At 36.5% G+C, this 12,398-nt stretch carries 15 protein-coding genes and 1 pseudogene; 9 read left to right on the top strand and 7 right to left on the bottom strand.

Going from position 1 to position 12,398, the window contains the following annotated elements; all coding sequences use genetic code 11:
• The first annotated feature begins 1 nt into the window (after position 1).
• Positions 2 to 364: a YisL family protein gene (locus CKV67_RS11695; RefSeq protein ID WP_014093579.1), complete on the top strand. Its 363-nt coding sequence runs from the start codon at positions 2 to 4 to the stop codon at positions 362 to 364.
• A gap of 83 nt (positions 365 to 447) precedes the next feature.
• Complete coding sequence (locus CKV67_RS11690; protein WP_014093578.1) at positions 448 to 1,350, top strand: YitT family protein; 903 nt, start codon at positions 448 to 450, stop codon at positions 1,348 to 1,350.
• A gap of 73 nt (positions 1,351 to 1,423) precedes the next feature.
• On the opposite strand, the gene CKV67_RS11685 is transcribed toward CKV67_RS11690, so the two are convergent.
• The gene (locus CKV67_RS11685) at positions 1,424 to 2,236 is read right to left on the bottom strand and encodes a Cof-type HAD-IIB family hydrolase (RefSeq protein WP_014093577.1); all 813 of its coding nucleotides are present in this window, start codon (positions 2,234 to 2,236) and stop codon (positions 1,424 to 1,426) included.
• A gap of 151 nt (positions 2,237 to 2,387) precedes the next feature.
• Between CKV67_RS11685 and yjfP the strand changes: the two genes are divergently transcribed.
• The 3 genes from yjfP (at position 2,388) to CKV67_RS11670 (ending at position 4,470) form a co-directional block, all read left to right on the top strand.
• On the top strand, positions 2,388 to 3,140 hold the full coding sequence (gene yjfP / locus CKV67_RS11680) for an esterase (protein ID WP_014093576.1): 753 nt from the start codon (positions 2,388 to 2,390) through the stop codon (positions 3,138 to 3,140).
• Positions 3,141 to 3,204: 64 nt separating this feature from the next.
• The gene (locus tag CKV67_RS11675; protein ID WP_003720638.1) at positions 3,205 to 3,513 is read left to right on the top strand and encodes a metal-sulfur cluster assembly factor; all 309 of its coding nucleotides are present in this window, start codon (positions 3,205 to 3,207) and stop codon (positions 3,511 to 3,513) included.
• Between the two features lie 81 nt (positions 3,514 to 3,594).
• Entirely contained in the window at positions 3,595 to 4,470 is an 876-nt protein-coding gene (locus CKV67_RS11670) for a GNAT family N-acetyltransferase (RefSeq protein ID WP_014093575.1), read from the top strand.
• On the opposite strand, the gene CKV67_RS11665 is transcribed toward CKV67_RS11670, so the two are convergent.
• Entirely contained in the window at positions 4,461 to 4,820 is a 360-nt protein-coding gene (locus CKV67_RS11665) for a PTS sugar transporter subunit IIA (protein WP_014093574.1), read from the bottom strand. The genes CKV67_RS11670 and CKV67_RS11665 overlap by 10 nt on opposite strands.
• 151 nt (positions 4,821 to 4,971) lie before the next feature.
• On the opposite strand from CKV67_RS11665, the gene CKV67_RS11660 reads away from it, so the two are divergent.
• The 3 genes and pseudogenes from CKV67_RS11660 to CKV67_RS11650 all read left to right on the top strand — a co-directional run bounded on the left by CKV67_RS11660 (position 4,972) and on the right by CKV67_RS11650 (position 6,172).
• Entirely contained in the window at positions 4,972 to 5,163 is a 192-nt protein-coding gene (locus CKV67_RS11660; protein WP_014093573.1) for a hypothetical protein, read from the top strand.
• Positions 5,159 to 5,489: pseudogene (locus tag CKV67_RS11655) on the top strand (hypothetical protein). The gene CKV67_RS11660 and the pseudogene CKV67_RS11655 overlap by 5 nt, the downstream one beginning before the upstream one ends.
• 161 nt (positions 5,490 to 5,650) lie before the next feature.
• Complete coding sequence (locus tag CKV67_RS11650; protein ID WP_025280063.1) at positions 5,651 to 6,172, top strand: type 1 glutamine amidotransferase domain-containing protein; 522 nt, start codon at positions 5,651 to 5,653, stop codon at positions 6,170 to 6,172.
• A 44-nt stretch (positions 6,173 to 6,216) separates the two neighbouring features.
• On the opposite strand, the gene CKV67_RS11645 is transcribed toward CKV67_RS11650, so the two are convergent.
• Both CKV67_RS11645 and CKV67_RS11640 read right to left on the bottom strand, forming a co-directional pair.
• Positions 6,217 to 6,483 (bottom strand): hypothetical protein, encoded by a 267-nt coding sequence (locus CKV67_RS11645; protein WP_014093571.1) that lies wholly within the window; start codon positions 6,481 to 6,483, stop codon positions 6,217 to 6,219.
• A 107-nt stretch (positions 6,484 to 6,590) separates the two neighbouring features.
• On the bottom strand, positions 6,591 to 7,883 hold the full coding sequence (locus CKV67_RS11640; RefSeq protein WP_014093570.1) for an NCS2 family permease: 1,293 nt from the start codon (positions 7,881 to 7,883) through the stop codon (positions 6,591 to 6,593).
• Between the two features lie 172 nt (positions 7,884 to 8,055).
• On the opposite strand from CKV67_RS11640, the gene CKV67_RS11635 reads away from it, so the two are divergent.
• Positions 8,056 to 8,685, top strand: coding sequence for an HAD family hydrolase (locus tag CKV67_RS11635; protein ID WP_014093569.1), 630 nt, complete (start codon positions 8,056 to 8,058; stop codon positions 8,683 to 8,685).
• Positions 8,686 to 8,735: 50 nt separating this feature from the next.
• Here the strand turns inward: CKV67_RS11635 and CKV67_RS11630 are convergent, their stop codons facing one another.
• The 3 genes from CKV67_RS11630 to CKV67_RS11620 form a co-directional block, all read right to left on the bottom strand.
• A complete protein-coding gene (locus tag CKV67_RS11630) occupies positions 8,736 to 9,884 on the bottom strand; it encodes a pyridoxal phosphate-dependent aminotransferase (RefSeq protein ID WP_014093568.1) in 1,149 nt (382 codons plus the stop codon).
• 76 nt (positions 9,885 to 9,960) lie between these two features.
• Entirely contained in the window at positions 9,961 to 10,686 is a 726-nt protein-coding gene (locus CKV67_RS11625) for an amino acid ABC transporter ATP-binding protein (protein WP_014093567.1), read from the bottom strand.
• Positions 10,679 to 12,139, bottom strand: coding sequence for an ABC transporter substrate-binding protein/permease (locus tag CKV67_RS11620; RefSeq protein WP_014093566.1), 1,461 nt, complete (start codon positions 12,137 to 12,139; stop codon positions 10,679 to 10,681). The genes CKV67_RS11625 and CKV67_RS11620 overlap by 8 nt, the downstream gene beginning before the upstream one ends.
• Positions 12,140 to 12,398 lie beyond the last annotated feature (259 nt).

Here is a 12,398-nt window from a genome sequence, read left to right as displayed (position 1 = left end):
AATGTGGGGATATATTCATTTGATTTCTTGGGTGGCAATCGTGGTACTAACAATTGGAGCTTTGGTTATCTATCCGAAATCAACTAAGGGTTTTACAATGCTCCAAATGATTAATCGTGTTTTTTATATTTTAGTTATTTTAAGTGGAATTATGATGGTTCAGTATAGTGTCGAGCAAAGTTGGATTTTAGCAATATTTAAAATTTTGATGGGAATTATTGTTATCGGAGTTGTCGAAATGTTACTTAGCTACCGAAAACAGCAAAAACCAACAGGAATGTTTTTAATGATTTTTGTTATTGTAGTTGTTCTGACAGTATCATTAGGGTTCTATTTATCGGGCGGATATCCATTATTTGACTAAAAATAAAAAAATTAAACAAAAAGGCTTCTCTTTTCTCCAGAAAGTTGGTATGTTATGTTAGGGCCAAAAAAGGAGAGAAGAAAATGAGTTCAAATATAGTATATAAAGAGTATGCTAAAAAAACCGCCATAGCAATTATAGCAGCACTTTTAAATGCAATTGGTATGAACTTCTTTTTAATACCAGCACAAGTATATGCAGCTGGATTAAATGGGGTTGCACAATTGGGTTCAGACATGCTACGAGATTCAATGAATATTTCTATTTCAACGGGGCTACTTGTCCTATTGTTAAATATTCCGGTTGCAATTTTAGGCTGGCTAAAAGTAGGGAAATCATTTACGGTTTTTAGTTTTTTAACAGTTGCGTTTATGTCTTTTTTCTTGATTGTTATTCCAGAAGTGCATGTGTCAAATGATATATTGCTTAATGCCATTTTTGGAGCATTAATTGCTTCCGTGGGTATTGGTTTAGCTTTAAAGTTTGGTATTTCTACTGGTGGGCTTGATATAATTGCGATGTATATCACGATTAAGACTGGGCGTTCTTTTGGAAAGTACTTCTTGTTACTAAATGGTGTCATCATTATTGTTGCAGGTTTTGCTTATGACTGGACATTCGCGCTTTATACGCTTATTTCTTTGTATGTACAAAGTAGAGTGATTGATATCATTCATACAAGACATCAAAAGTTAACCGTAATGATTATGACGCAGCATGCAGACACGGTTATTCAAGCAATTCATGACAATATGGTTCGCGGAATAACAGTAGTGGATGCAATGGGTGGCTACTCTAAAGAAGATGTTGCAATGTTGATAATGGTCATCACGCGATATGAGTTATACGATATTACACATATTGTTGGGGAGTTTGATTCGAAGGCATTTATTAATGTAATGGAAACTTCTAGCGTATTTGGTGATTTTCGTTCAGAAGCAGATCAGAAATTAGCGATGGCAATGTATAAAAATAAAATGATGTAAAAAAGCTGCAAAAAATGGCGGCACAAAAAATGAGAGATTTTAATTTTTGTAAAGCCATTTTTTGCAGCTTTTATTATAAGTTTAAATTTTCTTCTAAATAGACAGCTATTCCATCATCTTGGTTGGATGCTGTAACAGCATTGGCAACGTTTTTAACAGAATCCGTAGCGTTTCCCATTGCGACACCAACGCCAGCATAGTCGAGCATTTGTAAATCGTTATTTTCATCACCAAATGCAATAATATCTTTTCGGTTGAAGCCGAGTGTTTTTGCGGCAGCTTGGACACCGATTGCTTTATGGATGCCGAATTTAATTATTTCGACAGCTGGCCAAGCAGAGGCTCCCCAAGTGTGATGGGAAATAACATCAGCAAGAGATTCATCTAGATGCTTGCTAATTAAATCAAGCTGATCTAGTTTACCAAAAAATAATAAAGACGTAGCGTCTGATTGAATGGTGTCACGAATATTCCCGAAAACAACATTTTCTGTTCCTAAATGAAATGTATCTGGTACACTGTTGTTTCTTTCTTTCAAAAATACGCTATCTTGTACTTCTGCAGCGATATTATCTAGTGAAAAGTCATTGGTGAAATCAAGTAGTTCACGAACAACTTGTAAATCGATAGCGTGGTGATAACCTTCTGAAAATGTCGTAAGTCTTGGGTGATGGTAAACAGCGCCGTTAAAGTTAACGATAGGTGTAGTTAACTCAAGCTCCTCGTAGTATAAGCCGCTAATCCGGTATGGACGTCCTGTAGCTATCATTACTTCATGGCCTGCCATACGCGCTTTTTCTAATGTTTTTTTCGTATGAGAAGAGATGGTTAAGTCATCTCTAAGTGTGGTGCCGTCGAGATCAAGTACGATTAATTTTTTAGACATAATTTGCTCCTTTAATTCATATGGTTAGTTCAAAACTGCCCCTTCATGCTAAAATAAGGGCACAAGTTAATGATAGACGTTTGCTACTGTTTTGTAAATGATTCAGTCCTTTACAAGCACTTAATAATTCCTATAGAAACGAGGCGTAACAATGATTCAAGTTGAAAATGAACAAATTGCAAATATTCCAGTATTACATATTAGCAATAGTGAAAATGCGGATAAAATGATGCCAACTATTATCTTTTATCATGGTTTTACCTCTCAGAAAGAACTGTATTTGCATTATGGGTATTTACTTGCCCAACGAGGTTTTCGCGTAATATTACCAGATGCTAAGTTACATGGAGAACGACTTTTGGATGCGAATCCAGAAGATCAAGCAATCTACTTTTGGGATGTTATTGAGGAGAATATTAAAGAATTCCCCTTAATTATAAATGAATTAATAAAAGCTGGTAAAACGGATGCTAGTCGAATTGGTGTGGGCGGGGTTTCAATGGGAGCAATTACATCGCTGGGGCTCCTTGGTCAGTATGATGAAATCAAAGTAGCAGTTAGCTTGATGGGAAGTGCCTACTACGTTGATTTCGCAAAAGAATTATCGGAATACGCAGCTTCACAAGGGATGAGTTTCCCATATGATGTAGATGCACGAATACTTGCGCTGCAAAAATATGATTTAACACAAAATATCACTAAAATAAAAGAACGTCCGCTACTGCTTTGGCACGGTAAAAAGGATGATGTTGTTCCCTTTGCTTATAGTGAAAAGTTATACCAAACGCTTGTAGAAGAAAGCTTGGCGGATAATGTCCGGTTTGTAATAGATGATAATGCAAAACATAAAGTATCGGTTGAAGGAATGCTTGAAGGGGTAGGATTTTTCGAGAAATTCTTATAATGAAAATCATTCTCATATATGATACAATAAATGTACAAAATGGCAAAAAGGAGGCATATACTTCATGGATGAGCAACTGAAAGAAAATTTAATGGGAGCACTGGAGCAAGTTATTGATCCGGAGCTAGGTATTGATATTGTGAATATTGGACTTGTATACGATGTTGAATTAGATGATGATGGACTTTGCACAGTTTCAATGACGCTTACAACGATGGGTTGTCCACTTGCTGGGATTTTGACGGAGCAAGTGCAAATGGCATTAAGTGATATCCCAGAAGTAAAAGATACAAATGTTAACCTTGTTTGGAATCCACCTTGGACGAAAGATCGTATGTCACGCTATGCAAAAATAGCACTAGGGATACGTTAATCTTAAATAGAAATAAACAGGTAGGACATTTTTTCATGTCATGCCTGTTATTTTTATAGGAAAGAATAGAGGATAGAATGAATGAGTTATCAATTAATAAGTGATTACAAAGATAATTCCATATACCGAGAAAGCTTTAATAGCCTGGCTGAAAGCACTTTTGAAATCAATTTGGAAGAGTGGTATCAACAAGGTTTTTGGAATGATAAATATATTTGTTATTCTTACGTAGATAAAGGGAAGGTTATCGCGAATGTTTCAATTAACAAAATGGATCTGACTTACCAAGGGGAAAATTATCGTGCTTTACAAATTGGGACTGTCATGACGCATCCTGACTATAGAAATCAAGGTTTAGCGCAAAAGTTAATCAATCATGTAATCAGTAAATATGAAGCGGAGTATGATTTTTTCTATCTTTTTGCGAATGACTCAGTAGTTGAGTTTTATCCTAAATTTGGTTTTGAACGAGTAGAAGAAAGTAGTTTCACTGTAGATGCCACTAGTTTGAAAAAGCAACCATCTCAAATAAAAAAGCTGAATCCAGCGAGTAAATCGGATTTTCAGCTAATAAGTCGAATTGTTTCAAACAGGGCAAGCCTTTCCACAGTTTTAGATGTGAGAAATAGTGAAGATTTGCTTATGTTCTACGTATTAATTGCTTTAAAAAGTGCCGTTTATTATCTAGAAGAATTAGATACAATTGTTCTTTTCGAGCAAGAGGAGACGGATTTATACGTACTGGATATTATTAGTACTAAAAAAGTAAATGTAGTAGAAGTTTTGCAGCGTTTAGTAACGAAGGAAATCGATACTATTCATCTTTCTTTTACACCAGAAAAAGATAAACATATTGATGCAGCTTACATTATCGAAACAGAAGATATATTATTTATGCGTCCGAATGTATTTACAGAAGAGCGTTATTTTCAATTCCCTGCTACTTCTCATGCTTGAGGGGCTCCTTGTTCTAGTTTCGTTAAACGTTCTTCTAAGCGTTGTTGATGCTTGTATTGCTTAATAATTCTTTTAGCTAATTGTAACTCTGCTTGGGCGGTCATTAGGTGATCTTGTCCGTGAATTAGTAAAAATGATGGATGTGATACGGACTCTGCATCACGAATCGATACTAACTTTGTTTGCCAAACATGGCCTTCTTGAAATTGTTCTTCTGCCAATTGTAAATGTTTATCTGCATCCTCAAACTGGTATTTTTCAGCAAAATCAATTGCTTTGTATGCTTCTTTTCGTGTGTTTCCGCCATGCAAAATCAGTTTTACAACAGCTTCTTCAACTTGCATTTCCATTTTCCCACCCCAACAGTTGATAGTTTTCTTTTATTGTAGCAAAGGTGGGAACAGTATGACAATAAATTAGCAATAAATCAGACTATGGAAGGATGTTTTTGATGTTGCCTCACGTATAATAAAAGGTAGAAAAACTATGGAGGGGATTTAAATGGAAGAACGTTTGTATGAGCTAGAAGATAAAGTACAAGACTTAGAGCTAGAAGTACATGATTTGCGTGAAAGAATTCAACTATTAGAAGATAAGCCAAATGCTCGCCCTAGTTTACTTGGGTATAATGTATGGGTATTAATTCCGTTAGTCGCAATTATTTCTTGGATGATTGTAGAAGTTATGGATTAAAAGGAACCTCTACTGGTTTCTTTTTGTTATTTTTTTACGGAAACACCTGATAAAACAAAGATATTTAGACCGATTTGGAAGTCCGTCACAAAAAATCTACATTTATTTACTTGCATTTTTCAAGAACAATAGTAAAATAAGTTATAGGAAAGAGTTTTATCCCGATGAAAGTTTCATTTGCGAATGTGATTTTCATGGGGATAAGACCCTATCATGGTTATAATGACTTTTGGTGTATCCATCTTCCAATAGAATGGCAACTAGTCAGACATCTGTTTAGACACCAAAATCATTATTTGTTTTCATTCATCTCATTGGCCATGTAGTTCATGTTTGTGCCTCATCCCGTTATGCACAGACGACCGAACATGATGGCAACGCTGGAAATGTTTATTTTCAGCGTCTTTTTTTGTCTTCTTATAGGCGGAATAATTTAATAACAGTCCAGTTGTTGTTATACTGTAGTAGAGGATAGGAGGAGATTCAGATGAGCTTGAAAGGTAAAAAAATAATTGCGCTAGTTAGCGAAGACTTTGAAGATTTAGAACTTTGGTATCCTGTACTTAGATTGCGTGAGGAAGGTGCCTCCGTACATTTGGTAGCAGAAGAAGCAAAGAAGGTATACCACGGGAAATATGGCGTTCCAGTTACTTCTGATTATGACTTTGATTCTGTTCGTGCAGAAGACTACGATGGGATTTTGGTTCCGGGTGGCTGGTCCCCAGATAAGTTGCGCCGATTTGATAGTGTTTTGAATTTGGTTCGTTCTTTTGATAAGGAGAAAAAAACAATTGGTCAAATTTGTCACGCTGGTTGGGTATTAGTTTCTGCGGGAGTTCTGGAAGGCGTTAATGTTACTAGTACACCAGGAATTAAAGATGATATGACAAACGCAGGAGCGATTTGGCATGATGAGCCGGTCGTAACAGATGGCCACATTATTTCAAGTCGCCGCCCACCAGATTTACCAGAGTATTTACCTGCTTTTATTTCTGCTTTCGAAAAATAAAAAAAGAAGCATTCTCAGGTTAAAAAGAGAATGCTTCTTTTTGTTTAAAAGTAAAAAGTAACGATAAAGCCGATGAAACTAGGAATGGCGGCTACTAAAAGCAGGATACTCCAACGTAATTGGCTTTTTCGACTAGGATTTCCACTGCGGCCACCAAAGGAAACGAAAGCCGATAAAATAATCGATGCAAACACAAGGATAGTTGTCACAATGGAAAATAAGCTGGATAAGGTATAGCTTGATGTTAAAAAGCTTGCTAAAAAAATTACGATAGCAAGTCCAATACCAGCGAGGAATGATTTTAAAAACACGACAATTTCAACTCATTTCTAATTAGTTTCTCTCTTCTTTATAGCAAAAGAGTTGTTTTTTGTCCAATTAAAAGCGCCTACTTATATTTTAGTAGACGCTTGATTTATTAATGTGGTAAGAAAGCGACAAGGATGAAGAATAAGACGGCAATGACAATTAGGAACCAGTTAAGCTCACGCCATTTACCTGTGAAGACTTTTAAGATTGGGTAGGAAATAAATCCGAAAGCAAGACCGATAGCAATACTTGAAGTAAGTGGCATAGCAAGGATTACTAAGAAAGCTGGGAATGCTTCATCCAATGTGTCCCAATCAATTTCTTTTACAGCACCAATCATCATACTCCCGACAACAATTAGCGCAGGAGCAGTAATGGCAGAAATACCTGATACAGCGCCAACTAGTGGAGCAAAGAATGCGGAAACCATAAATAAAATGGCTACGGTTAAAGTGGTTAACCCAGTACGACCACCAGTTGCAACACCAGCAGATGATTCAATGTAAGCACTTGTTGGTGTTGTCCCGAACATTGAACCAACGCTTGTTGCAACAGCATCAGCCATTAAAGCCTGTTTTGCATTTGGTAAAGATTCGCCTTTCATCAGACCAGCTTTTTTTGCAACGCCAATCATGGTACCTGTTGTATCGAAAATCGTGATAAGTAAGAATGATAAGACAACCGCATATAATCCGTAACTCATCACATCACCAAAAGCGTGGAGTGGATTTGTGAAAACGAATTCTGGCATTGGTGGCATCTTAACAATTCCATCTGTAAATTTCAGTTCGCCAGTAAAGAAAGCAATAACTCCAGTTGCAATCATTCCGATAAATAAAGCACCTTTTACGTTTAACGCTAGAAGTATTAAAGTAATCAGAAGACCAACGATAGCTAAAATGGCTTCTTGAGAGTGTAAATCCCCTAGTCCTACTAAGTTAGAATCATTAGAAACGATAATTCCAGTCATTCGGAATCCTAAGAAAGCGATAAACAGACCAATACCAGCTGTGATTCCGGCTTTTAGATTGTGCGGAATAGCTTCGATGATTTTTTCCCGAAGCGGTGTTAAGGAAAGTAATAAGAAAATAATACCTGCTACAAAGACCGCAGCGAATGCGACCGAATAATCTAATTTTTGTGTTGTAACTACTGTGACAAAGTAGGCGTTCATTCCAAGTCCTGGTGCAATCGCAATTGGATAATTAGCGAAAATCGCCATCCATAATGTACCAATAACTGCGGAAATAATAGTTGCCATGAAGACGGTATTGAATGGAACCCCAGCTGCAGAAAGGATTGCCGGGTTAACTACAACGATATATACCATCGTTAAGAATGTAGTAAAACCAGAGATAACTTCTGTTTTAACATCTGTACCGTTTGCTTTTAATTGAAACATACGTGTGTTTCACTCCTTTTTTTAAATCTTACTAAATGGTAAATAACGAACATTAAAAACCACAACTTCAATATTATTCGTTTTTTAGTAAAAAAGCAACCCTTTTTGGAAGATTTATTAAATAGTTTATCTATGTTACAATAAAACTATCATTTATACTAGGAGGATGCATGTGAAGGCAGTAATTTTTGATTTTGATGGTACCATGCTTGATACAGAGAATTTATGGTATAGCGAAACAATGAACTATTTAAAAGAAACTTATAATATTGATTTACCAGATGAAATTTATCAGCAGATTATTGGGACAAGTGAAGAGCCTATAATTACGTATATGATGGAAGCAACAAATGGAAAATTTGATAAAGAAGCATTTTTGACTACAGTTGCAGAAGCTTGCCACACGGGTCAACAGTCGCTTGGATTCCGAGATGGCTTTGAAGCGTTTTTCCAAGAAGTAAAATCAAGAGGCTATAAGATTGGTCTTGCAACGAGTTCTGGTTACGGATGGATTGCATCGACGCTCGAACGATTGGGGATTTTAGAAGACTTTGAAACAATACAAACGGCGGATCATGTGGAGGAAATTAAGCCACATCCAGCACTGTATGCGCAAGCGGTGGAAGCTTTAGGAGTGAAACCGGAAGAAGCAATTGCGATAGAAGACTCGAAAAATGGTGCATTATCAGCAATGGAAGCAGGTTTAAAAGTATACATTGTACCTAATGAAGCAACTAAAACTATTTCATTTCCTAAAGAAGCTACGGTAGTTTCATCTTTTGCGGAAATTAATTTAAATTAGAAAAAGAGTAAACTTAGAGAGCGCCATTTGCCTCCAAGTTTACTCTTTTTTTAGAATGTTAATTTAGCTAAGCGATTGAAAGCTTCTTCTAATATGCTGATATCTTGAGTGGCTGCTAGTCGAACATAATTATCACCAGACTCACCAAATGCAAGGCCTGGAATAACAAGTACTTGTGTTTCTTTTAAAACATATTCTGTAAAGGAAACGGAGTCCATTCCAGATTTCGTAATATTAATAAAAGCGTAAATGGAACCTTTTAATGGATGAAGTGAAAGGTACGAGATCTCTTCTACACGTTTTGAGATGTATTCTAGACGTTTTTGGAAGGTTTCAGTAACTAAAGGAATTAGTGTTTCAGAATGATTCAAAGCGTAAATAGCTGCTCTTTGAGACGGTGTAGGAGCTGAATAAGTAATCCCTTCATTGATTATTTTTGCTGCTTCATTTAAATAAGTTGGAGCAATCATATAACCTAAGCGCCAGCCTGTCATTGCAAAATTTTTGGACATACTTCCGAATGTAATAGTATGTTCTGGGGCGAATTTAGCCATTGGAACAAAGTCTTCATAGAAACTAAAACCATCATATACCTCATCTGATAAAATAAAGAAATCATATTTTTTGGCTAAATTGGCTATTTTTTCAAATGTTTCAGGTGAAAAAACAGCACCAGTTGGGTTGTTTGGGGAATTGAGAATTAAAGCTTTGGTTTTATCAGTAATTGCTGCTTCTAAAATATCTACATTAATGGCAAAACCATCTTTTTCATAGGTTGGAATGATGATGGGAGTTCCGCCTGAATTTAAAACTTGGTCTTTGTAAGGGGAGAAGTATGGTTCATGAATAATGACTTCATCACCAGGATCAAGGATTGTTTGAAGTGTCAAGAACATACCATGGAGTGCGCCAACTGTTGCACGGATTTGAGAGCGTTCAAAAGACATATCGTAATTGCGACTGAAATAACCGCGAATGGCATCGATAAGTTCTACGTCGCCGCCAGATTCGGTATATTTAGTATGTCCGGCACGAACGTCATCGAAAGCAGCATTAATAATGGATGCATCTGTAATTAAATCAGGATCACCAATCGATAAGTCAAGAATATCTGGCATTGTTTTTGCGAGGGTCCCGATATCAGCAAGAATGTTAACAGGCATTTGTTGATGTTTTTTAGCGATTTTTGAATTATTCATCATGTTTAAGTAAGCTCCTTTTTTTATAGGTGCAGATAAACGCCTCACCAGTAGTTGGTAAGACGTGATCATGCTTTTATGCTAAAACTTTTCCTAAAAAGTCTTTCGTACGGTCATTTTGTGGATTGCCAAAAATTTCTTCTGGCGTGCCTTGTTCTTGAATCACGCCAGCATCCATAAAGACAACACGGTCAGCAACTTCTCTTGCAAAGCCCATTTCGTGCGTTACAACAACCATTGTCATGCCTTCTTTAGCCAGTGCCTTCATAACACTTAAAACTTCGCCAACCATTTCCGGATCGAGTGCTGAAGTTGGCTCATCAAAAAGCATTACATCAGGATTCATTGCTAGTGCACGTGCGATGGCAACCCGTTGTTGTTGTCCACCTGATAATTGCGAAGGATAACTTGTCGCTTTATCGGCAAGACCGACTTTATCAAGAAGTGCTAGCGCATGCTTTTTAGCAGTAGAGTTAGCTTCATTTTTCACTTTCATTGGGGCGAGCATTAGGTTTTCTAGGACGTTTTTATGTGGGAAAAGGTTGAAATTTTGGAAAACCATTCCCATTTTTTGACGAAGCTCATTGACGTTAGTTTGTTTCGCCATTAAATCTTTATTCTCAAATAAAATATGACCAGCTGTTGGTTGTTCCAATAAATTTAGACACCGTAAAAAAGTGCTTTTTCCGCTTCCGGAAGGGCCGATAACTACGACCACTTCACCGGCTGCGATTTCCAGATCAATGCCTTTTAAGACTTCCAATTTGCCGAAATGTTTGTGTAAATTTTTAATATTAATCACTTGTTCTCATTCTCCTTTCAGCAACACCTAGTAGTCTTGACAAGCTGAATGTTAGTACAAAGTAAATTAATGAAGTAATGATTAGTGGGATAAATGGTTTGAAGCTTGCGCCTTGGACCACACCAGTCATGAACATTAATTCAGTTACACCGATTACCGAAACGATGGATGATTCTTTGATAACAGTAACGAATTCATTCCCAAGTGCAGGAAGAATGTTTTTGACAGCTTGCGGTAAAATAATGTAACGCATACTAGCTGACTGTGTCATACCAAGGGAACGGGCTGCTTCCATTTGACCTTTGTTTACAGCAGAAATACCTGCACGAATGATTTCAGCCACATAGGCAGCGCTGTTTAAGGATAGGGCGATACAACCAGATACGAAGGCTGATACATCCATTCCGATAATTTGTGTTCCGAAAAAGACGATGAAAATTTGAATAAGAAGTGGTGTCCCACGAACAAATTCAATATAGCAAGCAGCTGGCCAGCGTAACCATCTTGTTTTCGCTAATTTCATTAGTGCAAGCAAGGAGCCTAAAACTGCCCCGCATAAAACGCCAATAGCAGCAAGAGCAATCGTGATTAATGTACCTTTAACGAAGTAGTTACCATATTTTTCATAGAAACTACCATCTTGGAACATTAGTTTGTTTGCTTCTTTTTGATAATCTTTTAGTAAACCAGTATTTTGAATTTTTTTAATAGAAGCATTGACTTTATCTTGAAGGGCAGTGGAGCCTTTTGGCATAGCAATAGCAGTTTCTTTACTCCCATTGACAAATTTGATGTCTGCCATCGCAAGCGTTTTGTCTTGGCTTAAGTAAGCTTCTGCAACAGGACCTTCTAAAACAACGGCATCGACTTTATTACTTTTTAAGTTAAGAATTAAGTCTGGAACTTTTTGTAGAGAAACAACATCAGAGCCAATGAGTTCATTTTGTGCTAATTCTTCTTGAGTCGTTTGCTTTTGAGCGCCTACTTTAACACCATTAAAATCATTGACACTTGTAAATTTTTCTTTATCTGCTTTTCGTACAACAACACGCTGTTGAACAAACATATAAGGGTCAGAAAAATCTACCTCTTTTTGACGTTCTGGTGTTGGGGACATTCCGGAAATAATCATGTCGATTTTGCCAGTTTTTAGTGAACCTAGCAAGCTATCGAAGTTCATTTCCTTAATATCTAATTTAACATCTAAATCTTTGGCAATCTTTTTAGCTATACTTACATCAAAACCAACAATCTCATCCTTTCCATCAATGGTTTGATGAAATTCATATGGGGGATAGTCAGCGGAAAGTCCAACTGTTAAAACGCCTTTTTCCTGGATTTTAGTTAAAGTTTCATCTTGTTTATCAGCAGCAAATACTGTAGTGAAGCCAGAAAATACAAATATAAAAATAAGTGCAATTGCTGCGAGCTTTTGTAAAAAGTTCTTCTGCATGGATACAACTCCCTTTTGTCTATGATAAGTAAACGGTTATTATCGATGATTATTATAATACATGAAAATGATTAATTATGCAATCTTTTTTCAAATAAATCCGTTTTTATGCTGAAAAACATTCACTTTATTCACATCTATGTATAAAAAGGACGGTAGAATTTAACATAATACTAACGGATGTGCTATCTTTTTTGCTTACTGTCCGTGGTGGGGATTCTGAGTCAATAGACCTAATATAAAATAATAGTATAGATAC

The sequence above is a fragment of the Listeria ivanovii subsp. ivanovii genome (assembly GCF_900187025.1).
Lineage (GTDB): Bacteria > Bacillota > Bacilli > Lactobacillales > Listeriaceae > Listeria > Listeria ivanovii.
Note: the sequence above shows the minus strand (reverse complement) of the source record. Positions and strands in the feature narration are given on the sequence as shown.

Coding starts and splice junctions, on each gene's coding strand:
- CKV67_RS11695 (WP_014093579.1), top strand. CDS start 2: ATGTGGGGATATATTCATTTGATTTCTTGGGTGGCAATCGTGGTACTA.
- CKV67_RS11690 (WP_014093578.1), top strand. CDS start 448: ATGAGTTCAAATATAGTATATAAAGAGTATGCTAAAAAAACCGCCATA.
- CKV67_RS11685 (WP_014093577.1), bottom strand. CDS start 2,236: ATGTCTAAAAAATTAATCGTACTTGATCTCGACGGCACCACACTTAGA.
- yjfP (WP_014093576.1), top strand. CDS start 2,388: ATGATTCAAGTTGAAAATGAACAAATTGCAAATATTCCAGTATTACAT.
- CKV67_RS11675 (WP_003720638.1), top strand. CDS start 3,205: ATGGATGAGCAACTGAAAGAAAATTTAATGGGAGCACTGGAGCAAGTT.
- CKV67_RS11670 (WP_014093575.1), top strand. CDS start 3,595: ATGAGTTATCAATTAATAAGTGATTACAAAGATAATTCCATATACCGA.
- CKV67_RS11665 (WP_014093574.1), bottom strand. CDS start 4,820: ATGGAAATGCAAGTTGAAGAAGCTGTTGTAAAACTGATTTTGCATGGC.
- CKV67_RS11660 (WP_014093573.1), top strand. CDS start 4,972: ATGGAAGAACGTTTGTATGAGCTAGAAGATAAAGTACAAGACTTAGAG.
- CKV67_RS11650 (WP_025280063.1), top strand. CDS start 5,651: ATGAGCTTGAAAGGTAAAAAAATAATTGCGCTAGTTAGCGAAGACTTT.
- CKV67_RS11640 (WP_014093570.1), bottom strand. CDS start 7,883: ATGTTTCAATTAAAAGCAAACGGTACAGATGTTAAAACAGAAGTTATC.
- CKV67_RS11630 (WP_014093568.1), bottom strand. CDS start 9,884: ATGAATAATTCAAAAATCGCTAAAAAACATCAACAAATGCCTGTTAAC.
- CKV67_RS11620 (WP_014093566.1), bottom strand. CDS start 12,139: ATGCAGAAGAACTTTTTACAAAAGCTCGCAGCAATTGCACTTATTTTT.